At 60.4% G+C, this 22662-nt stretch carries 17 protein-coding genes and 3 pseudogenes; 11 read left to right on the plus strand and 9 right to left on the minus strand.

Going from position 1 to position 22662, the window contains the following annotated elements; translation table 11 throughout:
* Window positions 1-64: 64 nt before the first annotated feature.
* Genes FMA36_RS00665 through FMA36_RS00675 form a run of 3 tightly spaced genes read right to left on the minus strand, consistent with a single transcriptional unit; the run spans window position 65 to window position 3233 of the window.
* Window positions 65-1207, minus strand: coding sequence for an acetoin dehydrogenase dihydrolipoyllysine-residue acetyltransferase subunit (locus FMA36_RS00665; protein WP_159260158.1), 1143 nt, complete (start codon window positions 1205-1207; stop codon window positions 65-67).
* Between the two features lies 1 nt (window position 1208).
* Window positions 1209-2237, minus strand: coding sequence for an alpha-ketoacid dehydrogenase subunit beta (locus FMA36_RS00670; protein ID WP_159260160.1), 1029 nt, complete (start codon window positions 2235-2237; stop codon window positions 1209-1211).
* A gap of 30 nt (window positions 2238-2267) precedes the next feature.
* Entirely contained in the window at window positions 2268-3233 is a 966-nt protein-coding gene (locus FMA36_RS00675) for a thiamine pyrophosphate-dependent dehydrogenase E1 component subunit alpha (protein WP_159260162.1), read from the minus strand.
* A gap of 215 nt (window positions 3234-3448) precedes the next feature.
* On the opposite strand from FMA36_RS00675, the gene FMA36_RS00680 reads away from it, so the two are divergent.
* The gene (locus FMA36_RS00680; protein ID WP_159260163.1) at window positions 3449-4408 is read left to right on the plus strand and encodes a helix-turn-helix domain-containing protein; all 960 of its coding nucleotides are present in this window, start codon (window positions 3449-3451) and stop codon (window positions 4406-4408) included.
* A 12-nt stretch (window positions 4409-4420) separates the two neighbouring features.
* Here FMA36_RS00680 and FMA36_RS00685 read toward each other — a convergent pair whose 3' ends face one another.
* The 4 genes from FMA36_RS00685 to FMA36_RS00700 form a co-directional block, all read right to left on the minus strand.
* A complete protein-coding gene (locus tag FMA36_RS00685) occupies window positions 4421-4570 on the minus strand; it encodes a hypothetical protein (RefSeq protein WP_159260165.1) in 150 nt (49 codons plus the stop codon).
* 33 nt (window positions 4571-4603) lie between these two features.
* The gene (gene msrQ, locus FMA36_RS00690; protein ID WP_159260167.1) at window positions 4604-5233 is read right to left on the minus strand and encodes a protein-methionine-sulfoxide reductase heme-binding subunit MsrQ; all 630 of its coding nucleotides are present in this window, start codon (window positions 5231-5233) and stop codon (window positions 4604-4606) included.
* A 2-nt stretch (window positions 5234-5235) separates the two neighbouring features.
* Window positions 5236-6180 carry a protein-methionine-sulfoxide reductase catalytic subunit MsrP gene (gene msrP, locus FMA36_RS00695; RefSeq protein WP_159260169.1) on the minus strand — a complete coding sequence of 315 codons (945 nt, stop codon included), beginning with the start codon at window positions 6178-6180 and terminating at the stop codon, window positions 5236-5238.
* A gap of 573 nt (window positions 6181-6753) precedes the next feature.
* Window positions 6754-8184, minus strand: coding sequence for an NCS1 family nucleobase:cation symporter-1 (locus FMA36_RS00700; RefSeq protein WP_159260171.1), 1431 nt, complete (start codon window positions 8182-8184; stop codon window positions 6754-6756).
* 285 nt (window positions 8185-8469) lie between these two features.
* Between FMA36_RS00700 and FMA36_RS00705 the strand changes: the two are divergent.
* A pseudogene (locus FMA36_RS00705) lies at window positions 8470-8641 on the plus strand (transposase); the annotation flags it as partial.
* A gap of 716 nt (window positions 8642-9357) precedes the next feature.
* A pseudogene (locus FMA36_RS00715) lies at window positions 9358-10233 on the plus strand (TonB-dependent receptor); the annotation flags it as partial.
* 126 nt (window positions 10234-10359) lie between these two features.
* Here FMA36_RS00715 and FMA36_RS00720 read toward each other — a convergent pair.
* On the minus strand, window positions 10360-11439 hold the full coding sequence (locus FMA36_RS00720; protein ID WP_010516652.1) for an IS5 family transposase: 1080 nt from the start codon (window positions 11437-11439) through the stop codon (window positions 10360-10362).
* Window positions 11440-11513: 74 nt separating this feature from the next.
* Between FMA36_RS00720 and FMA36_RS00725 the strand changes: the two are divergent.
* From FMA36_RS00725 to FMA36_RS00745, 5 genes and pseudogenes are all read left to right on the plus strand, one after another.
* Window positions 11514-12956: pseudogene (locus FMA36_RS00725) on the plus strand (TonB-dependent receptor); the annotation flags it as partial.
* 61 nt (window positions 12957-13017) lie between these two features.
* Window positions 13018-13743, plus strand: coding sequence for a tetratricopeptide repeat protein (locus FMA36_RS00730; RefSeq protein ID WP_159260173.1), 726 nt, complete (start codon window positions 13018-13020; stop codon window positions 13741-13743).
* The gene (locus tag FMA36_RS00735) at window positions 13740-14246 is read left to right on the plus strand and encodes a hypothetical protein (protein ID WP_159260174.1); all 507 of its coding nucleotides are present in this window, start codon (window positions 13740-13742) and stop codon (window positions 14244-14246) included. Before FMA36_RS00730 ends, FMA36_RS00735 begins: the two co-directional genes overlap by 4 nt.
* Before the next feature lie 31 nt (window positions 14247-14277).
* Window positions 14278-14961, plus strand: a complete 684-nt coding sequence (locus tag FMA36_RS00740; protein WP_159260176.1) for a Fe2+-dependent dioxygenase — start codon at window positions 14278-14280, stop codon at window positions 14959-14961.
* Between the two features lie 125 nt (window positions 14962-15086).
* Window positions 15087-16748 carry a SulP family inorganic anion transporter gene (locus tag FMA36_RS00745; protein WP_159260178.1) on the plus strand — a complete coding sequence of 554 codons (1662 nt, stop codon included), beginning with the start codon at window positions 15087-15089 and terminating at the stop codon, window positions 16746-16748.
* A 70-nt stretch (window positions 16749-16818) separates the two neighbouring features.
* Here FMA36_RS00745 and FMA36_RS00750 read toward each other — a convergent pair whose 3' ends face one another.
* Window positions 16819-17505 (minus strand): GntR family transcriptional regulator, encoded by a 687-nt coding sequence (locus FMA36_RS00750; RefSeq protein WP_159260180.1) that lies wholly within the window; start codon window positions 17503-17505, stop codon window positions 16819-16821.
* Between the two features lie 158 nt (window positions 17506-17663).
* Here FMA36_RS00750 and FMA36_RS00755 point away from each other — a divergent pair, with 158 nt between their 5' ends.
* From FMA36_RS00755 to FMA36_RS00765, 3 genes are all read left to right on the plus strand, one after another.
* Window positions 17664-18437: an aspartate/glutamate racemase family protein gene (locus FMA36_RS00755; RefSeq protein WP_159260182.1), complete on the plus strand. Its 774-nt coding sequence runs from the start codon at window positions 17664-17666 to the stop codon at window positions 18435-18437.
* Window positions 18438-18581: 144 nt separating this feature from the next.
* Window positions 18582-21065 (plus strand): TonB-dependent receptor, encoded by a 2484-nt coding sequence (locus FMA36_RS00760; RefSeq protein WP_159260184.1) that lies wholly within the window; start codon window positions 18582-18584, stop codon window positions 21063-21065.
* Window positions 21066-21153: 88 nt separating this feature from the next.
* The gene (locus FMA36_RS00765; RefSeq protein ID WP_159260186.1) at window positions 21154-22638 is read left to right on the plus strand and encodes an NCS1 family nucleobase:cation symporter-1; all 1485 of its coding nucleotides are present in this window, start codon (window positions 21154-21156) and stop codon (window positions 22636-22638) included.
* The last annotated feature ends 24 nt before the right edge of the window (window positions 22639-22662 follow it).

The following is a 22662-nucleotide window of genomic DNA, read 5'->3' on the forward strand; positions in this document are numbered from 1 at the left end:
ATGAAAAGTTCTGAGGTGCCGCCTTTTTTCCAAAAAGGCGGCATTCTGAGTGCCGATACGGACTTTACGCAGTCGCAACCTCATGCCCGATGAAGGCTTCCACAACATTATTGACGGCACTCGCAATTTCAAGCTGCGGCATGTGCCCGATGGCCGGCAGGATATGGCGGGTCACGCTTCCCGGCAGGCCATCGGCCTGCGCTACTGGCAGGATTTCATCCGCCTGCCCCCAGATCAGGGTCACGGGCATGTCGGCACCCGCAATTACGGGGCGCAGGTCATCGCCCTGCTTTCCGCCCGGAAAACACGCTTCCGCCACCTTGCGCAATGCGGCTTCCGCCCCGTCCAGCCGCTTGTAGCGCAGCACGTCATCGGCCATGCGCCGCCCGATCAGCGCCTTGTCATGCACGAGGTATTTCAGCACGTCCTGCACGCTGCGCACGCGGTCGGCCTCGATGAAGCCGGTAATGAAATCCATGTTGATCTGCGGCCCCAGCCCGGCGGGCGCGATAAGGGTCAGCGACGCCACCTTCGCGGGCTGGGTCCGTGCCAGTGTCAGCGCAATGCCGCCGCCCAGCGAATGGCCCATGACATGCACGCGCGGCAGGTCGAGATGCGCCAGCAGTTGCGCCGTGACATCGGCAAAGAATGCCAGCGTGCCCGGCCCCACATCCTTTGATGAACCACCATGCCCCGGCAGGTCGAACGCAATGACGCGCCGCCCGTGTGCCAGGGCCGCGTGGTTGAGCATCCAGTTCTTGAGGTCGCCACCAAAACCGTGAATGAGCACAAGCGGCGTGCCGTCGCCCGCGCCGCGATCATGCACGCGCAGGCTGTGATTGCCCACCTGTATCATCACCGGCTCATCAGCCGCCTCTGCCCCGTCAGGCGTATCGGAGGAGGCGGCAAAATCGGCCTGGAAGCGGGTAATGAACGCCTCGATATCCGCATCCGCCACTGCCGCATCCGCCACGATGCCGATCAGCGCGCCCACGGGCAGCATCTCGCCATTGGCCGCCACATGCCGGCGCAGCAGGCCAGCCACCGGGCTTTCGAAGGTATTGGTGATCTTGCTGGTCTCGATATCAACGAGTTCCTCGCCCGTCGTGACCTCGGTGCCGGGCTCGACCAGCCAGCCCGCAATCTTGCCCTCCGTCATGGCAAGGCCGAATTTGGGCATGGTGATGGGGGTGATGTCGGGGGTCATGTCACACTTTCTCCGTTACGCGGTGGTTCATGGTGGCAGTGACGGCGGCCTCGATCTTTTCAACGCTGGGCATGTACAGCGTTTCCAGCACCGTGGCGAAGGGCACCGGCGTGTGCGGTGGCACCACGCGGCGGATGGGCGCACGCAGGGCATCAAATGCCTCCTCCGCCACCAGGGCCGCGATATCGGTGGCCATGTTGCAGCGCGGGCTCGATTCATCAACAATGACCAGCCTGCCGGTATCAGCCACGCATTCCAGTATGGTTTCGCTATCCAGCGGTGATGTGGTGCGCGGGTCGATGACCGTGCAGCTTATGCCTTTTTTCGCCAGCCTGTCGGCCGCCTCGTTAGCCATGCCGACCATGCGACCAAAGGCCACGATGGTCACGTCATCGCCTTCACGCGTCAGGTTGGCCTCGCCAAGGGGGATGGCGTAGGGCTCATCGGGCACGTCTTCCTCAACATCATACATCACCTTGTTTTCAAGGAAGATGACCGGATCATCATCGCGTATGGCTGAAATGAGCAGGCCCTTGGCCTCGTAGGGGGAGGACGGAATGACCACCTTCAGCCCCGGAATATGGGTGAACAGCGGATACAGCGCCTGGCTGTGCTGGGCTGCGGCATTGAAGCCCGCGCCGTACATGGCCCGGATGACCAGCGGCGTGCGCGCCTTGCCGCCAAACATGTAGCGGAACTTGGCCGCCTGGTTCATGATCTGATCAAGGCAACAACCTACGAAATCGACGAACATCAGTTCCGCCACCGGGCGCAGGCCGGTCACAGCCGCCCCTGCGGCGGCGCCAATATAGGAGGCCTCGGTAATGGGGGTATCGAGCACACGGGTCTCGCCAAACTCCTCATACAGTCCCTTGGTCACACCCAGCACGCCGCCCCAGGCATCGGCTGTGCCAGCCGAGCCGCCACGGCCGCCCGCCACGTCCTCGCCCATCAGGATAACGGTGGGGTCACGGCGCATTTCCTGGCGCAGGGCCTCATTGATCGCCTGCCGGAAGCTTTTCTTGCTCATGGGTTATCTCCTTCGTGCCGTGGGGTAGGGTCAGTAACGCACATACACATCGGCCAGCAGGTCGGCCGACTGGGGCAGCGGGTCATCCTTGGCCTGCATCACGGCGGCCTCGATCTCGTCGGTTACGGCGGCATCGACTTCATCAAGCACGCTGTCCTCGAACAGGCCCGCCTGCGTCACGCGCTCGCGGAACAGTTTCAGGCAGTCATGGTCACGCTTGGCCTCGGCCACTTCATTGGGGGCACGATAGGTCATGGCGTCACCTTCAAAATGGCCATACCAGCGCTGCAGGTGCACATGCAGCATGACCGGCCCCTTGCCCGCGCGCGCATGGGCAATGGCCTCGCCCGCCGCCTCGTGCACCGCGAAGTAATCCGAGCCATCGCATTCAATATACGGCATGCCAAAACCCGCAGCCCGCGCCTTCTGGGTGCCCGCACAGGCAAAGGAAGCGGCCGTGGCCTCGCCATAGCCGTTGTCTTCCACCACGAACACGGCAGGAAGCTGCCAGACGGAGGCAAGGTTCAGGCTCTCGAGCGTGGTACCTTCATTCGAGGCGCCATCGCCATAGAACGCCACCGCCACGCCGCCATCACGCAGGGTCTTGTGCGAGAGTGCCGCCCCGCAGATCAGCGGCGGCCCGCCGCCTACGATGCCATTGGCGCCCAGCATGCCGCAGGCGAGATCGGCAATATGCATCGAGCCGCCCTTGCCCCGGCACACGCCGGTGCTGCGGCCATAGATCTCGGCCATCATGCCCGCCACTTCCACGCCTTTGGCAATGCAGTGTCCGTGGCCGCGATGGGTGCTGGCGATGGTATCGTTATCGGTCAGGTTGGCGCACACGCCCACGGCGGAGGCTTCCTCGCCGCAATACAGATGCACGAAGCCTGGTATCTCGCCGGTTGCAAATTCGACATGCAGACGCTCTTCAAACATCCGGATGGTGCGCATTGCCCGATACGAGCGCAGCAGCGTTTCACGCGCTATTTGCATGGGTCTTTATCCCTGTTTCTTCCCTGGTCCCGTCACGCATGCCACAGGGCACGCAACCGGGCTGTGGGCAGCACACACGCAAGCCCGTGGCCTGCGCAAGCATGCGGCCCCGGTGCTTCACGCCCATGTGACGGCGGTGGTACGAAGTGTCGCGAAACTGCGCCATGTGGCCGCGTGTTTAGCCGCAACCCCTCCAAACCCTGCAAAGAGACAGCATGCCGCACGGTTCCGGTTTTCCGCCTGCCTTCCCTGCACGGTCTGCTCCGTCCGTAATCGGGACGGGGCTCGAGGCCTCATGGCGGCGCTGCCAGCACGACTATGCGCTCGACCCCAGCACGCCCGCGCTGCCCGATGTGCTGTCCGGCACGGAACTGCGCCATGCCTGCCAGCATGCGGGCCGCATGCTGTATTTTGCAGGGCCGGAAATGGAGCGGCTGCACCACGCGCTTGAACCCGTGGGCTACACCGCCCTGCTGGCCGATACCGCAGGCGTGGTGCTGGCGCATAATGTGGCGGGCACGCTACAACGCGGCTGCCGCCGGTGGAACCTGTGGCCCGGCGCCGTGTGGCACGAGCGCCATGCAGGCACCAACGGCATTGGCACCTGCCTTGCCGAACAGCGCAGCATAAGCGTGCACCGCAATGAACACTGGCGCAGTTTCCTGCACGGGCTGACCGGCATTGCAACACCAGTCTATGACGCGACGGGGCGCATGGCGGGCGCGCTCAATGCCAGCTCCTACCGCCCCTCGCCCGATGGCAGCCTTGGCACGCTCATCGCATCCAGCCTTCTGCAGGCCGCACGCCAGATCGAGCAGGCTTTTTTCATGGATCTGTATCGTGGCCATACCATCATGCTGCTTGGCGCGGCACAGGGGGCATCGGCGTCCGTGCCCATGATGGCGCTCAACCGTGAGCGGCATGTAGTGGGTGCAACCCATGCCGCGCGCATACAGTTGGGCCTGCCGCCTGCGGGCGATGTCAGCCTGTGCCTGATGGAGGAGACCGGCCCCCGCTCGCCCCTGCGCGATGCTCAGGCCATGGCCATCCGCACGGCCCTTGCCAGCGCGGGGGGCAAGGTGGCGGTGGCGGCAAGGATGCTGGGCATCAGCCGCTCGACCCTGCACCGCAAGCTGCGTGCCCTTGACGGCACGCAGGCGGCCATGCGGCCCTGACCGGCCTTCAGCTTATCCGTTCACGCACGCTGGAATTCGGGCTACCGTGGCCTGCCACAGTTCATACCACGGTTCGGCCTCGCGCAGGGTCAGCACCGCACGCCGCATTTCCAGCGGCATGTAGAAATCATCCTCCGGCCAGGACTGGTGCCAGCCGCCCACAACGGCATCGACATTATCCCGGAACAGAAAGCATTACCTTACCCGCCCCATACGGGCACGCAGCAATGACACACCCCGCCACAATACCATGGTCACCAACGCCGCCGCGTAGCTGACGCTGGTGGCGTTATAGGTCTTGAACGCCAGCAGGAAATGCAGCGCAACCAACACCGCCACACCATAAACCAGCCGGTGCAGCCTGCCCCACCGCCGCCCCAGCCTGCGGATGGACCAGTTATTTGACGTAAGTGCGAGGGGCAGCAGCAGCATGAAGGCCGCAAACCCCAGCATGAGAAAGGGCCTGCGCGTGATGTCATGCCATAGCACGGCCAGATTGCCCTGCTGGTCGAGCGCCACATAAACACTCACATGCATCAGCGCGTACCAGAAGGCCAGCAACCCCAGCATGCGCCGGTAGCGCAGCAGGCTTATGCCGCTCACGACTCGCAGCGGCGTGACCAGCAATGCCGCAAGCAGGAAACGCACCGCCCACAACCCCAGCCACCGCTCGAACACATTGACCGGGTCCGGCCCCAGCCTGTCCTGCGCGCCATACCAGAAATAGAGCGCTGCAGGCAGCAGCCCCACCGCCATCAGCACCATTGTCTCGCCACGCCACGGCAGCAACGTGCGGGTGCGCCCCGCCCCGGTCAGGCGCGGCATGCTCAGTAAAAGCTGCGCAGGTTCATGTTGCCATACAGATGGGCCACCTGCTCACCATAGCCATTGAACATGAGGGTTTTCTTGCGCCCGCCGCCAAAAAATCCGCCCGCGCCGATCACCCGCTCCGAGGCCTGGCTCCAGCGCGGGTGATCCACATCGGGGTTGACGTTGGCGAAGAAGCCATACTCGGCGGAGTTCATCTGGTTCCATGTCGTGGGCGGCATCTTTTCCACCAGCCGGATGCGGGTAATGGACTTGATGCCCTTGAAGCCATACTTCCACGGCACGACCAGCCTGAGCGGCGCGCCGTTCTGGTTGGGCAGGGTCTCGCCATACAGGCCCACGGCCAGCAGGGTGAGCGGGTTCATGGCTTCATCAAGCCGCAGCCCTTCCACATACGGCCAGGCCAGGCTGTCGAGCCCACCCGTCTGGCCCGGCATCTCGGCCGGGCGCACGACCGATTCAAACGCCACGTAGCGCGCGCTGCCCAAAGGCTCGGCCAAAGCGAGCAGGCTGGCAAGGGGAAAGCCATCCCACGGGATGACCATCGACCATGCCTCGACACAGCGCATGCGGTAAAGCCGCTCCTCGATCGGCATGGCGGCGATCAGCGCATCAATGTCCCACACGCGCGGATGGGCGACCAGCCCTTCGACCGACACGGTCCACGGCCGCGCCTGAAACCGGCCGGAACGGGTGGAAGGATCTGTCTTGTCCAGCCCGAACTCATAGAAATTGTTATAATGGGTGACATCTTCCAGCGGGGTTGGTTTTTCCGCGGCCTGAAAGGGGCCAGGCCGGGTGTGCAGCGCTGCGGCCAGGGCGCGGGGCCCCGTGCCGACCGCCATGCCCAGCGTTGCCCCCGCCAGCAGCCTGCGCCGCGACAGCCAGACCCCGCGCGGCGTAATCTCGCTTGATGACAGACGCGGATAGGACCCTCGGGCCATGGAGACCTCTCCCCTTATGTGTGTTTGCAACACGTCAAACGCATCGCACCCTGCGCGGTATCCCGGTCATGCACAAGACGGGCCGTAAAACATGACCGACCTTTCACCTTCAGTCAGTCAGGATCAGGGCACGGAAGGGGCTGAGGCAGAGCGCCCGCACGTTTTTCCAGGCAGGACGGGCACAGGCATGCGGCCTCGGCCTGCGTGGGCACGGGGTGCACCGGCGGTTGCTTCATGCACCAGCAATCGCCATGCGGATCGCACTGGAACGGTGCCTGACAGATAGCGCAGCAAGCCAGTTTATCCTCCTTCCCGCCATGCGGGTTTTGTGTGCCCGCTCACAAACAGGGCGGTTCCTGCCGGGATGTTTCAGTTTCGCGGCCACAGATATACATGATGAATAGCAGATCAGCACCACCCGATACGAGAGGATGGAGCGGCCTCCTGGCCGCCACTCCTGCTTTTGTGCGCCATGAGCCGTAACGCAGTGGCCTGGCGCTGAACGTGCAGGGATATTTATCAGCAGCACTTCATTACTTATGTAAATTTGGTAGCAATATGGTCCACCCTGTATCAGGCATTTCTGGTTCTGTAATTAAACAGTACATATATCAGGCCAGACAGCGCCACCCCTACAAACCAGGACATGGAATTGATCAACGCGGACATATGAAAAATCTGGGCACCATAAAGAAAAAACAGGGTAATCAACATGGAGGCAAGTGCCGACATACGCCACCCGCTGCGGCCATAATAAGGGCCGGAAAAAACATACAGCCAGTTCAGTTGCAGTTTCTGGTGCCGGATAAAATAATAATCGGCCAGCATGATGCCGGTAATGGGCGCAAGCGTGCTCGCTATGATATTCAGAACCATATAAATGTTTTCCGGGTGATCGAACCATAGCCAGGGCACGGCGCCGATCCCGAGGAACAGGACCATTTTGCTGCCACGGTTGAAATCAAACTGACGCGGGAAGATACTCAGCAGATCATAGGCCGCAGGCATGATATTACCCGCTACGTTGACGGAAAGTGCCGCGATAATGATTGTGGCCCCCCCCACGAGCGTCAGCGCGGTATTGTTGATTTTGATCAGGATATCAACCGGATTCCATATCGGGTATCCAAACTGCACAACCGTGGCCGATGTAATGAAAATGCTCATGGGCGTAAACAGGATGGCTGTCAGCGGCAGGCCAATCGCCTGACCGATCACCTGATCGCGCTGTGAACGGACGAAGCGCGAAAGATCGGGAATGTTGACGGCATAAGACGCCCATATCCCGATAATGCTTGTCACCGCCGCCCAGAATTTGAGCCACAATGCCGTGCCATGCAGTTGTGATGGCTGGTCAAACAGTGGACCGACACCATGGCAGACATATATGGCCCACCCCGATGCCACCCCGGCCACAACCAGAACGAGGGGACCGGCATATAATTCAAAATTGCGGATGCGGTGAACGCCATGGGCACCGATGATGCCATGCAAGACCCACATCATGGCCATTGCCAGCCACATCTGTATGGATTGCCCCGCAATGGCATGGTCAAGATGGGCCCAGCCCGGCCACAGGGTGGAGAGGATGGCATTCAGGGCCTGTGATGCCGCATAGGCCTGTACGGAAAACCAGAAAATGGCGCATATGGCCCGCAGACCAATCGGGATCATGGCTCCCCGTGGCCCGAAGGAAGAACGGATGATGACACAGAAGGGAATACCATAACGCGTGCCCGAGCGGGCATTGAACCACATGGCTACGCATAGGGCGAGATAGGCCGTGCCAATGATGTAAAGGCACTGTAATGCCGAAAACCCGATCGCCATAAGCCCTGCCGCGGCTTCGTAAGCCACGACATTATGCACCATGCCCATCCATACGGTCGCCATGTTGAACCAGTTCCAGTCCCTGCGTGCGGCAGGCACGGGAGCCAGGTCGGCATTATACAGAACGGGGTCGTATCTGAAGGTATCGTGTCTGTCTGATGCCAGTTGATTCATTTAATATGCGCCTCAGGAAGAATATTCTGGAGTATGGGGCGGGTTTTCCGCCCCCCCTCCAACAGGTACGACAGGAGCAACCCTGACCTGCCCGGACAGGCGGAAATGACTGTCAACATATCGAATATTCATGCCACATCCATGTTTTTACAGCCTTTCCATATTGGCTGACATATTACTTATACGCAACAGGTTCACGCTCCCCAGGCTCAGGACCCATTGATTTGATGAAGGAAATCTTATTCAGGCTCTACGAGGAGACTGGAGATGAGTGACCTGTACTAGCTGACGGACGAACAGAGGGCGCGTCTTGAACCGTATTTTCCAGAAAAGCCACGGGAAGCCTCGCGTGGATGACCGCCGCGTGCTGAGCGGGATCATATTTGTCAACCGAAACGGCTTGCGCTGGCGCGACGCACCGAAGGAATACGGTCCGCACAAGACGCTTTACCGAAAGTAACGATATTCGGCACGATGTGCTCGGCTTCTAAGGCATGCATCGTACCAGGACGGCACAAACCAACCTTCACCTCATCACAGGCAAGCATTACCCCGTATTAGCGACATAATGCCTGCAATCCGGCCAGAAAACCGACGGTGGTATGATCAGGCCACCATCCGACAAAATGGGCTCAACCATAAGGCAGGCCATATCACCACGCGCAGGTTCGCCTTCTACCTCCTGCAAGGATGCATCCCGTTCAGCCTCGGGTGTCACATCAGGGCCAGCATCTGGTAACGGCATGCGCGTTTCATGGCCAGCCACAGTAGTGGTGCCTGACACAACGGCACGATGCGCGGAGGCCCGCATCGGGCTGGCGCACCAGCGAATGGCAAATTCCAGCATTTTATGCAAGTGATAATCAATATCAAAATGTGGAGGCCATAGCGCCCATGCCCGCTGCATCACAGCCCGATTGCCACAGTTCCTTGATAAAACAATTCTCTTTACGCTACTAACATCTTATTTGTTACATAATTACATATTATTTCATCGACTTTTTGCGTTTATTCTTGATTCGTCCATGTTGCCATGGAGCAACACTACACTCTGTTCTTTGTTATAATAATGAGAATCATTTGCGTTACGTGTTGCGATTGATTATCAACACCCTGTTCCCATCATCATAATCAAACAACGCATCCCTTTCAGGGTGCAACAGGAGTGGTGAATTGAGTAAGCCAGAACTGTCCCCCATCAGGCCACAAGGGCATGGGCTTCGTGTGGCCGTGGCCCTGGGCATGTCAGTCGGCCTTGGCGCCGGCGCGGATGAAGCCCATGCCGAAGCTCCGCCCGAACCGACTGATACCGCCGACAGCACCATCAAACTTTCTGCCGTGCGCGTGGGCGGGCAGGTCAACACGGAAGATGCCGGCATTGAAGCGGGCAACACCAACAGCGAGACCCTGCATATCGCCCGCATGCCCACCAGCGTGCGCGACACGCCGCAGACCATTACCGTCGTGCCGCAGGAACTGATCAAACAGCAGCGCGCCTTCACACTCGACCAGGCGCTCGCCAACGTGCCAGGCATTACCCTTTCCACCGGCGAGGGCGCGGGCGGGCTGAATGGCGACCAGTTCCGCATTCGCGGGCTGCAGGCACGTCAGGACATCTATACCGATGGCCTGCGTGACTTTGGTACCTATACGCGCGATACGTTCAATACCGAGAGCGTCGAGGTCATCAAAGGCCCATCGGGCGAGTATTTCGGCGCGGGCAATGTGGGCGGTGTCATCAACCAGAGCCAGAAGCACGCCCATGCGGGCAACAGCTACAGCTATGACCAGACTTTTGGCAGCGGGCCGCTGTTTCGTGGCGTGGGCGACATCAACTACCAGATCAATGAGGACATGGCCATTCGCATCAATGGCATGTTCAACAAACAGGATGTGGTTGACCGCGACAACGTAACCTCTAACCGCTATGGCGCCGCGGTTGATTTTGGCGTGGGCCTGCGCAGCAGGACATCATGGCACCTGACATGGCAGTGGCTGAACAGTAACAGCAAGCCTGATTACGGCGTAAGCATGATCAAGGTGGAGGGATCGAAGAACCGTTGGTTGATGCGCCTGGCTCGTGATTTCAGGGTTTTGGCGATTTGATTTACGGTTTTTGGGGTAGCTTTTGATCTGCGTTTTGAGCAGATCGGGGACTGCCCTCCCGCTGGATGACTACGCGCTCGCGTTCAACCTTTCGAGGAAGAGGAAGCGGCGCATGTTGTAGACGATATTGGCCAGCCCGATCCTCATGGTGGCCCGGGTGATACCGACAGTTCGGATGAACAATCCCGTCTGTGATTTCTGGTCGGCAAAGACGTGCTCGACGCGTGATCGGATCACGGACTTTCCAGCATTCGATTTCTGGATATGTCGGGGCATAGGCTTGAGATGCGGCTTTTTTCTGTGAACCTTTGAGACAAAACCCTCTTTGTCCATGAAGTCCTCATTCGCTTTCGAGCGATAAGCTGTATCAGCCCAAACGCTTGAGGCCGTATTGGTTTTATCTAACAGCCCCTCTCTCAATCGCGCACCATCACTGGCGGCGGCATCCGTCGTCTTCCATTTTCGGATGAACCGAAACTTCCGGTCGATGGAGATGTGGGATTTGTAGCCAAAGAACGGGATGGCGAGATCGCTCGACGGTATGGTTCCATCGTCCTGCCGCTTCGCCTTCGTGAACTTAAGTGTCCATCGTGCATGACGATCCTTGTGCGACATCTTTGCGGGCTTGTCCTGCCAGTCTTCTGGAATACGTCCCGCCCGGAGATCCGCTTTCTCCCCTTTGGTATTGCGCTGCTTTGGCGCTGCCACCAGCGTGGCATCCAGGATCTGGCCGGACATCGGCAGATACCCAGCGTTACGCAGGGTGGCGTCAAAGCGCTCGAACAGCTTCTGGATGGCGCCTGCCTCGGTCAGACGCTCGCGAAACAGCCAGACCGTTTTGGCATCGGGCACCCGGTCCGACAGTCCCAGACCGAGGAAACGCATGAAGGACAGGCGGTCGTTGATCAGATATTCCGTTCGCTCGTCGGAGAGATTGTTCAGCGTCTGGATGACCAGGATCTTGAACATCAGCACCGGATCGAACGGGGGACGGCCGCCTTTGCTCCTGTCTGAATAGGCCAGAGCCTTCTCCAGATCAGGGCGGAACGCCTCAAAATCCACAGTCCGGGAAAATGCCTCCAACTGATCGCCAAGCCCGCTTAACCGGGCAAGCCGCTCGTCAACATCAAAGAAACCCGGCTGCTTCATGAGCCATCCCCCCAATCATCACACAAGGTATGGAATCACAGCCACCAATTCAGAGCCAAGGGGTTTTTCGAACCCTCCAGGTGGGTAGCATCTATCGCCCCATCACCGATTATGGCGTGGCCCGCAATACCAGCTACACTCGCAATTTCGACTTTGACCGCTCCAACATCCATACCCTCACCTCTGCGCTCAAATCAGACATCACGCGCTGGTTCACCCTCACCAATGACACGCGGCTGAGCTTGTACCAGCGCGATTATACCGCCACGACCCCGGCTGCCTGCTCGGGGGCGTGCGCTGCCGCCATCCTGTCAGGTGGCAATTACGCCCTGCCCTATGGCGCGGGCGGTGGTGCGGCCTACCGGCAGCAGGGCTGGGGGGTGCAGAATGTCATCATGGGACGTGCGCGCTTCAATACCGGCTTTGTACATCATGACCTCAAGGCGGGAGTGGACATCAACTACGCCAGTGATTCGCGCTGGCCAGGCAGCTTTACCAACCGCACCAACAACCAGACCATCCGCAACCCGCAATATGCCTATCCGGGCACGTCGCTCAGCTTTCCCGCCACAGGCTACGGCAATGCCAATGCGCGTGACCTCGGGCTGTTCGTGGCCGACCGCATTCAGCTGACCCGGCAGCTTTCGCTGTTCGGCACGGCGCGGTGGGATTCGTTCAGCAGCACGTATTACAAGCAGTCAACCGCAAGCAATGGCCGCGCCGAGCAGAAATCCGACCGCTGGAGCCCATCAGGCAGCATCATGTATTCCCCGCTGAAGGATACATCGTTCTATTTCACCTTCGCGCGCTCGTACAAGCCTGTGGGCACGGATGTCTCCTCGCTGGTTACGGTCAAGCCGCAGGCGGGCGACGTGGCGCAGAAAGGCGTTAACCTCTCACCCCAGCGCAGCGACCTGCTCGAGTTTGGCAACAAGTCCGACTTCTTTCACAAGCGGCTGGGCACCACGGTCGCGTTCTTCCAGATCAGCGAGAACAATTCGCGCTATTATGACGTGAATGGCGATATGGAAACCGGCTTTGCCGATTCCGGCAGTGGCCGCCGCATCCGTGGTGTGGAACTGAGTGCAAACGGCAAGATCACACGCGACTGGCAGGTCTTCGCCTCCTATTCCTACATGGATGGACGCGTAACCAACAGCAACACCGGCGATAACGGCAAGACCGCGCCGCAGGTGCCGCACAACAACATGTCGGTGTGGAGTTCGTACGACCTCTCGCACCTGCTGCTGCGCCCGCAGTGGGGTGACCTCAAGATTGGCGGTGGCGCACAGTATTCATCGGGCTACTGGGCCGGACCGGACACGACCAATACCGCACGCATGCCCTATACGTTCAACCTCAATGGCATGGTTTCGTGGGATTACAGGCATTATCACGTGTCATTCAACGCCAACAACATCACCAACCGGCTCAACTATGCCTCCTCGTTCTCCGGTTCGCGGGCAGTGCCTTCGCCGGGGCGTTACTTCCTTGGCAGCATTGGCGTATCATTTTGATACTTCTACATTCCGAAATACATGACATATACTGCCTCAACCAGAACAATACCGTGCTGAAATGAATAAAAACGGACAGCGCACCTCCGACGGCCACCCCCTCCCCACGCCGCAACCCGGCGTGGTGGAGACACAGCTCATGCTGGGGCAGATCCATCTTGATCAGGGCCATATGGATGAAGCCTTCACCATGTTCGAGGCGGCCGCACGCAGTGGCGACCCGCGTGCGGTGAACATGCTCGGCCGCGCCCATGAGCGCGGCTGGGGCACCGCGCGTAACCCGGTCACCGCGGCACTATATTACACCCATGCAGCCGATAGCGGATATGGCTGGGCGCTGTTCAACCTGGCCGACCTGTATCTGGCGGGCCAGGGCGTGCGGGCCGATCCGGGCCGCGCCCATGTCCTGTATGTGGCCGCTGCCCGGGCAGGGGTTGCCAAAGCGCTGAACATGCTGGGCATCATGGCGGAACAGCGCATGGTGCCGGCTGCACGGCCCGAAAGCGCACCCGTGTTCTTTCATGCTGCCGCCACAGAAGGCGACTGCTGGGGCTGCGTCAATCTTGCACGCCTGTATCTGGCAGCAGGCCAGACGGCGCAGGCCATCCCCTGGCTGCACAAAGCACTGGAACATGGCTTTGGGGATGTCTTTGCAGTCATCGCCACGCTTCTGGCCACACAGCCTGCCCCCCGGCTGCGGCCTCTGGCGCGTGAAGCGGCAGGACGGATGCGGGCCGCATGTCAGCCCGACAGGCTTTTAACCCCAACACGATCGCATGACACATGAAACTGATAATAAAGAAATACGCCACCCCGCTGATTACCGGCCTGTTCCTGGTTTCTGCCATTTCCGGCACGGCCCTGTTCTTTCACTGGATGCCGGGCATGTTCCACTCCATGCATGTCTGGCTGAGCATGGTGCTGCTGCTGCCTTTCGTGCTGCATATATGGCGCAACTGGGCGCAGTTCCTGCTTTATTTCCGCACGCCCTCCATGCTGTTGGCGTGCGGCCTGTCGCTGCTTGCGGCCATTGGCTTCGTGCTCACCACGGGGCATGCGGGCGGCAACCCGGCGCGCCAGCTTTTTCCGCTGCTGACCCATGCGCCGCTGAACGCGCTGGCCCCCGTGCTGCACGCAGCCCCTGATGCACTGGCCGAACGCCTGGGCCATGAGAACTGCACGGTCAATTCCACCGACGAGACGCTGGAACAGATCGCAACGGATTGCGGCAAGAAATCAAACGACCTCCTGCTGCGCCTGCTGCCGCACCATAACGATCACAGGCATTGAGCGCGATGATCCGGCCAACAGGAAATTCCTCATGCTGATTCATATTCCCGGCGTGCTGAGCCGCCATGATGTGGCCCATTGCCGCGCGGTGCTGGGCCGCTCGCAATGGGTGGACGGACGGGTAACGGCGGGCGAGCAGTCCGCCAAGGCCAAGTTCAACCTCCAGATCCCGCATGACAGCACGGAAGGCCGTGACCTGGCCGACCTGGTGCTGCAACGGCTGGGGTGCAATGCCACCTTCAACAGCGCAGCCCTGCCGCTGCGCGTGTTTCCGCCCCTGTTCAACCGGTATGATGCGGGCATGTGCTTTCACACCCATATCGACAACGCCATCCGCCCCTTGCCCGGCACCGGCCACCGGCTGCGCACCGATGTGTCCTCCACGCTGTTCCTCAGCGAACTTGATGAATATGACGGTGGCGAACTGATGATACAGGACACCTATGGCACGCAGAAGGTGCGCTTCCCCGCAGGTGACATGGTGCTCTACCCCGCCACCAGCCTGCACAGCGTCAGCCCCGTTACGCGCGGCAGCCGCTGGGCATCGTTTTTCTGGTCACAGTCCATGGTGCGCAATGACGTGCAGCGCACCCTGCTCTACCAGTTCGACCAGTCGATCATCGAAACCCGCCGCACCCTGCCTGACAGCCACCCCGCCGTGCTGGGCCTGACGGCCACCTACCACAACCTGCTGCGCCAGTGGGCGGAACTGTAGCCGCCGCATTCGCACCCACCATGGCTGGATACGGCACCGCATTCACGATAGATACGGGCCGGAATGCAGGGTGAAAACAGATACAATGAACATGAAAAACGCCCCCCACGCCACGGGGCGCTGAGATGACGGGAGCGGACAGGACCCTGCGGGGGCGGCTGCGTGATATTGTTGCCGGGCTGTCGCTGGCATCGATGAACATTCCGCAGGTGCTGGGCTATACCCGCATTGCACAGATGCCCGCGGTGACCGGCCTGTACACGGTGCTGCTGCCGCTGGTTGCCTTTGCAGGGTTCGGGGCCTCGCGCCATCTGGTGGTGGCGGCGGATTCAGCCACGGCTGCAATTTTCTCCAGCGCACTCGGGCGCATGGCCGTGCCGGGCAGCACGCATTACATGGCGCTGGTCAGCACGGTGGCCCTGCTCAGCGCGGGGTTCCTGCTGGTCGCGCGACTGTTCCGCCTTGGCTTTCTGGCCGATTTCCTCTCCCGCACCGTGCTGGTGGGGTTCATGGCCGGTGTGGGCGTGCAGGTGGCTCTTGCCATGACACGCGACATGCTGGGCATAGACATCACTGCCCATAACACCGTGCTGCAACTGGTCCAGACCATAACGCGTCTGCCCCGGCTCAACGGGCCGACGCTTCTGCTGTCGGCAGGCATTGTGGCGGTCATCATGGTGGGCGAGCGGCTGGCCCCGCGCCTGCCGCTGCCACTGGTCACGGTCGTGGGGTCGATCATGGCGAGCATGATGTTCGATCTGGCGGGGCATGGCATCGCCATCATCGGCCCGATTGAAAGCGGCCTGCCACGCCTGCGCCTGCCTGATGTTTCATGGAATGAAATGCTGGCCCTGCTACCGGTCACCACATCGTGCGTATTTGTCATCATTGCGCAGAGTGCCGCCACATCCCGCGCCTTTGCACAGCGCTTTCATGATCCGGTCAATGACAATGCCGACATTCTCGGCCTTGCCGCAGCCAATGCCGTTGCCGGGCTGAGTGGCACCTTCAGTGTCAATGGCAGCCCGACCCAGACCGCCATGGCCGTGCAGGCAGGTGCGCGCACGCAACTGGCGCAACTGACCTTTGCCGCCATTACCATGATCGTGCTGCTGTTCCTGACCGGCCCGCTCCAGTACCTGCCGCGCTGCGTTCTGGCCTCGATTGTCTTTACGGTCGCCCTCGGCATGATCAACACACGCGCGATGCTGGCCATCTACCGCGAAAGCCCGGGCGAATGCGGGCTGGCACTTGCCACGGCGGCTGCCGTTGTCAGCATCGGCGTGGAACAGGGCATATTCCTGGCCATAGCGCTCTCGCTGTTCCGCCATGTGCGGCACAGCTACGAGCCCCATACCATGCTGCTGTGTTACGACATGCATTCCGGCCTGCTGGAGCCGCAACCCGTCTCGGCAGGGGTGCAGACCGCGCCTGGCATCGTGCTGTACCGGTTCTGCGCGGATCTGTTCTATGCCAACTCGATGCGTTTTGTCAGCGACATCCGCTCCCTCGTGGCCCCTGCGCGTGCACGGCCTGAGTGCATCGTGGTGGATGCCAGCGCAATCACCGATATCGACTTTTCAGCCGCGAGTGACCTGCGCGACCTGTTTACCAGCCTCAGGCAACAGGGGGTCAGGATCATATTCGGGCGGGTCACGCCCTATCTCCGCGCCGATATGGACCGCCATCGCCTCACGCCGGTTATCGGGGCGGAGAACATTCATGCGCAGTTGCATACGGCCATGGCCGCGGCGCAGCAGATCATGAACACGCACGCACCCACCTGATCTGGCCCCTGCATGCGCTCAGGAAGGGTGTATCGGCTTCTTGCCACAACCCGTTTTACGGTTACAGCGCTCAGTCCTTCAGGGGCTGGAGGATCTGACTCAGTATGGTCGTGGTGGCGGGCTCGCGATGGAAATCAAGGCAGCTTTCAATCCCTTCCAGATGCCGCGCCATGAGGGCGGAGGCTTCGACATAATCATGCGCCAGAAGCAGTTCGAGCAGATCATGATGATCGGAAGACAGGCAGCACGTCGTGTTCTGTCGCTCATACATGGTAATGATGAGCGACATGCGCAGGATAAGCTCGCCGGTAATGCTTTTCAGCACCTTGTTACCGAGTTCCTCGATCAACGTCAGGTGAAACTGGCCGGAAAGATAGATCATGGCAATCGCGTCATGCGCCGCATGCGCCTGTGCTTCCTGCATCATGATGCGGCGCAGGCGCTCAGCCCCCTGCGCGGATAGCTTGCGGTAGGGATGCGCGAGCAGGCTGACCTCGATCAGGCGGCGGCTGGCCAGCACGTCACGGGCTTCCTGCGGGGAGGGGCGGCTGACAAAAGCCCCGCGCCCCGGTTCCAGCGTGACGATGTGCGAGCGCGACAGCAGCAGCAGCACACGGCGGATCTTGGCCCGGTTGGAGCGAAAGATCTGGGCAAGCTCTTCCTCCGGCAGCTTGCTGCCAGGTGCCAGCTTGCGCTCGAGGACCGCCTTGCACAAGGCATCAGCAATGCGCGCTTCTTCCTTGGCAGATGATCCCATGGCCCGTGCCTCCCCTCCCCTTTTGCTGAAACGCATTTCTGTTGAGGCAGTCTGGCGCGTCCGTCAAGAGTCTTGATATTGTAAACAATAATGGTTGACGAAACACGTTTCCAAATCATACTGACTGACAGAGGCCACTGATATGGCCCGCCTTAATCATGATTGGATGCCTGCCCGTGTCGCGCCTGCTGCTCATCAATCCCAATACCGATACGGATATGACGCAACGCATGGTGGCCTATGCCGAGGCCCAGTTTGCCGGCGCGGTCGCGATTGAGGCGATCACGGCCCGGTTCGGGGCGCGCTACCTGACCAACCGCGTTTCCGTCACGATTGCGGGCCATGCGGTGCTCGATGCGCTGGCCTGCGCGCGCGGACCGTTTGACGCGGTGCTGGTGGCCTGTTTTGGCGACCCGGGGCGCGAGGCTCTGGCGAGCCTCTGCCCGGTGCCGGTCGCGGGCATGGCGCAGGCTTCCCTTATCCGGGCGGCGCGGCTGCCGGGGCGCTTCTCGATTGTGACCGGCGGCCCGGAATGGAAGCCTATGCTCGTGACTCTGGTGCAGGCCATGGGACTGAGCGCACGGCTGGCATCCATCCGCATCCTGCCCGCAGCGGGCAATGTTCTGGCACAGGGCGGGGCTGAAGCCTGCCGGCAGATTGCGCGTGCCTGCAATGAAGCGGTGCAGGAAGATGGTGCCGCCCGCGTGGTGCTGGGCGGTGCGGGGCTGGCAGGCTTTGCCGCGCGGATTGCGCCAGACGTAACCGCCCCGGTCATGTGCTCCCTGCACGAAAGCCTGCAGGAAGTGTCCAGCCTGCTGTCGCGCCCCGCGCCGCAGCAGCACGCGTGGAAGAGCATGGAAACGGTGGGCCTGTCTCCCGAACTACACCGTTATCTGGCATCTGGCGCGACTGTACGCGCCTGCCAGGATTGAAATCCATTTTTGTAAACAATATGCGTTGACACGTATTTTAAACCGATATTATCCTGCAACCGTAATGAGAGACATTCCTCTCAAGTATCATTCCATACCGTGATCCCGGCCTGCCGGGCGGGATAAAGAATAAGGACACCGGCAATGTACCTTGACGGAAAAAGCCCGAACGGATCGCACTCCTCCAGGCAGACCGTGCCGCTGCTCCGTTTTTCCGTTCAGGCGCCCGGTCACCGGTTTTTTCTGGTGCTGACAACCGCGCTGGTGCTCGGTGCGCCACGCGGGGCGGCCCTGGCCCGCACGGTAACGACCCATGACAAGCACGCCAACAATGCCCACCCCGCAACCGTGCAGCCGCAGGGTGTAAAGGCTACGGGCGGACCCGAGCAGATCCAGGTGGGGGCGAGTGTTGTCCATTCAGCCGATGGCGTGACCGGGCGCGCGCCCGGTGGCGGCCTGATCCAGAAACAGACCGCGCCCAAGGCACGCAGCACTGTCACCCCCGATTACATCATGAAGCAGTCGCCTGCGCAGAACGCCTATAACGCCGTCAAGCTGCTGCCGGGCATCGTGGTCGCCAATACCGACCCTGCAGGCCACGAAAAATCCGCCCTGAGCATGCGTGGCCTGACACAGGACCAGATTGCCAATGTGTGGGAAGGCATGCCGCTGAGCAGCATCGGTGGCTACAATCTTGACGTGGCATGGGTTACGGATAGCGAAAATATCGGCAGCGTTTCCGTGCAGCCCGGCTCATCCAATCTCGATACGCCCGCCATCAACGGTTCGGGCGGCATGTTCGAGTTCAAGACCCGCGATCCCTCAAAGAAATTCGGCGGGCTGGGCGATGTCGGCGTGGGCAACCGCGACTATACCCGCCAGTTCCTGCGCGTGGACACGGGCGAATGGGGCAAGACTGGCATCCGCTCCTACATCTCGTTCTCCAACCAGCATGACACGTTCTACCACGGCCCCGGCCAGGAAGACTTCAAGCATATCGACTTCAAGATCCTCAAGGAATGGGGGGATGGCAACCGCGTGTCACTCGTCGGTGGGTTTACACGCGGCATTATCGGTAACGAGCCCTACTGGGACATGACCATGGCCAGCTGGCAGCAGAAGGGGCTGAAGAACGAACTGGCCGGTTCCTACGACCGCAACAACGCGGCTGGCGGCACCGATTACTGGAAGCTGAACTGGCTTCATTCCAAGACCTTCAACATCGCGGCCCCCTCGCACTTCAACTTCGGGCGGATCGGGCTGGATGTCACCCCCTATGTGGCGGCCAACCAGAAGGTTTACGGCTCCGGCTTTGAACTCAACGATCAGGTTTACAATGGCTATGGCAGCAGCCCGCAATCCATTGTCATTCCCGGCCAGCAGGCCGGTCAGTCCTACGGCGTGGCCGAGCAGTACAGCAGCCTGAACGAAATGCGCGGCGGCGTGAACGCCAAGCTGAGCTACAAGGTCGGCAATCATCATATCTATCTGGGTTACTGGTTCGATTACGACAATTCCACCAACCTTGTCGGCTACACCGGCGTCAGCAGCGCAGGCGACCCGGCAACCTCCTGGGGGCGGGCGCGCAACTCGCTGCGGCTGAGCAACGGGCAGGTTTTCTATTCGCAGAACTACAGCGACATTTCCACCGTCAACGGCATTTATGCAGGCGATACGGTCACGCTGCTCAACGGGCGGCTGGTGCTTGATGGCGGCATGCGCGTGACCATGATCCATCGTGACGGCACCGACAACATTCCCGGCCTGCAGCGCAAGGTCAGCGCCAACGAGGTCATGCCCCTACCCACGCTTGGCGGGCATTTTCAGCTAAACAAATACGTGCAGATCTTTGGTGGCGTCTCGACCGGCGCCAAGGCCCCGCCTGACAGTGCCATGATCACCACCATCAACCCCAATACCGGGCAGATCGCCAATCAGGGCCAGACCCATATCCATGATGAATACAATATTACCGAGGAAGTAGGCATGCGCTACACCGGTAAATACATCATCGGGTCCTTTACGTATTTCCATTACAACCTGTCGCATCATCAGGTTTCCACCTCCATGTTCCTCGGTAACGAGGCCATCGGGCAGGTCATTGATGCGGGCAACCAGACAACCAACGGGTTTGACGCGGAAATCGGCATGCGCCCCATCCACCATTTCCGCCCCTATGCGTCCATGCAGTATCTGCACTCAACCATCGATAACAATATCCAGGGTCTGCCCACCAAGGGCAAGATGGCGGTCAACACGCCCACATGGGCGGCCTCGCTGGGCATAGACTGGGATAACGGCATCTTCTTCTGGAATTATGGCCTGAATTACTTCTCAAAACAGTATTCAACCTTCATGAACCAGGAAGCACTGCCCTCGCTTTACACCATGAATGCCACAGTGGGCGCGCGCCTGCCGCGCAACAGCCTGGTCGGGCGCGGGCTGAGCTTTCTCAAAAGCCCGGAAGTCATGCTGTGGGTCAACAACATGATCGATACCCATGCCTACTCCGCCATCAACAGTGTCAGCCTGACCAATACAACCATCGGCAAGATCCAGGGCACGGCACCTACCTACAATACGCTGGGACGTTTCTCCGCTGTGGTGACCTTCCGGGCCGGTTTCTGAGCAGGCATCATGCAATGGAATACGTAAGCTGGCCCGACCTTCACATGGCCACAACACCCGGGCATAGTGGCCTGCGGGAGAGCTGTGTATGAACATGCAGGTACGACCGGAAGCGGTTCCATCTTCTTCAGCCACGCGGCAGGGCACGCAGGATGATAGATTGCGCAACAGCGATCTGCTCCCTGCGGCAAAGCAGGACTGGAACTGGTACGACTACCTGTCTTTCTGGATGTCGGATGTGCATAGCGTTGGCGGCTATGTCACGGCTGGCAACCTTTTTACCCTCGGCCTGCCTTCGGGGCTGGTTTTTGCCGCCCTGCTGGCGGGCGTACTGATTGTAAACGCCCTGTGCAACCTTGTGGCGGTGCCCAGCCAGCGCACGGGTACGCCGTTTCCGGTTGTATGCCGCATGTCCTTTGGCGTGCTGGGGGCCAATATTCCCGCGCTGATCCGCGGCGTGATCGCCGTATGCTGGTACGGCATACAGACATGGCTGGCCTCTAACGCACTGGTGGTACTGACCCTGCGCCTTGCCCCCGGCCTGGCACCATGGGCCGAGGTCAGGCGGCACGGCATGCTGGGGCTTTCAGCCGTGGGCTGGGGCGCATTTGCCCTGTTATGGCTGGTGCAGGCCGCCATTTTCTGGCGGGGTATCGAAACCATCCGCCGGTTTATCGAACTGGCGGGGCCTGCCGTATACGCCATCATGATCGCACTCGACCTGTATCTGCTCCACCATGTGGGGTGGCACCATTTTTCCTTGCGGATTACCGGGGCGGGTGCCCCCTTGCATGGCAGTGCACTGGTATGGGCCAGCGTGAATGCGGTGGCACTTGTGGTCTCCTATTTCTCTGGCCCCATGCTTAATTTTGGTGATTTCGCCCGCTACGGCCGCAGTGCGGCGGATATCAGGCGCGGCAATTTCTGGGGGCTGCCGTTCAATTTCATCGGCTTTTCAGCACTCACAATCTGCACCATTGCCCTGACTGCACCGGCTTTTGGTCATGTCATGATCGACCCGGTGGAAACCGTCGCGCATATCGATAGCCTGACCGCAGTCATATTCGGCATGCTGACATTTATCATTGCGACGGCAGGCATCAATATCGTGGCCAATTTTGTCTCGGCCTCGTTTGATTTTTCCAATCTCTCGCCCCGGCATATCAGCCTGCGCGGTGGCGGCATGATTGCGGCTGCTGGCTCAATCGTCATCATGCCATGGAAACTGTATGGCAACCCGCACGTCATGCATCTGACACTGGATGTGCTGGCGACGTTCATCGGCCCGTTATTTGGCATTCTTGTCTGTGACTACTATATCGTGCGCCGCCGCGAAGTTGATGTAGCAGCCCTTTACACCACCAGCGCGCAGGGCCGTTACTGGTACCGCAACGGGGTTAACCCGGCGGCCATCCTTGCCCTGCTGGCTGCGGTGGCGGCGGGGAGCACGAGTGTGTTCGTGCCTGCGTTCTCTGCCCTGTCTGAATTTGCATGGTTTATCGGATGCCTGACAGGAGGGGCGTGCTACCTTGCCCTGATGAAATCAGGCCCTGCCGGCAACGCATCTCCCTGATAGTCGCGCCGGGGGAATGACCCC

This window comes from Komagataeibacter xylinus (genome assembly GCF_009834365.1).
GTDB classification, from domain to species: Bacteria; Pseudomonadota; Alphaproteobacteria; order Acetobacterales; family Acetobacteraceae; genus Komagataeibacter; species Komagataeibacter xylinus_D.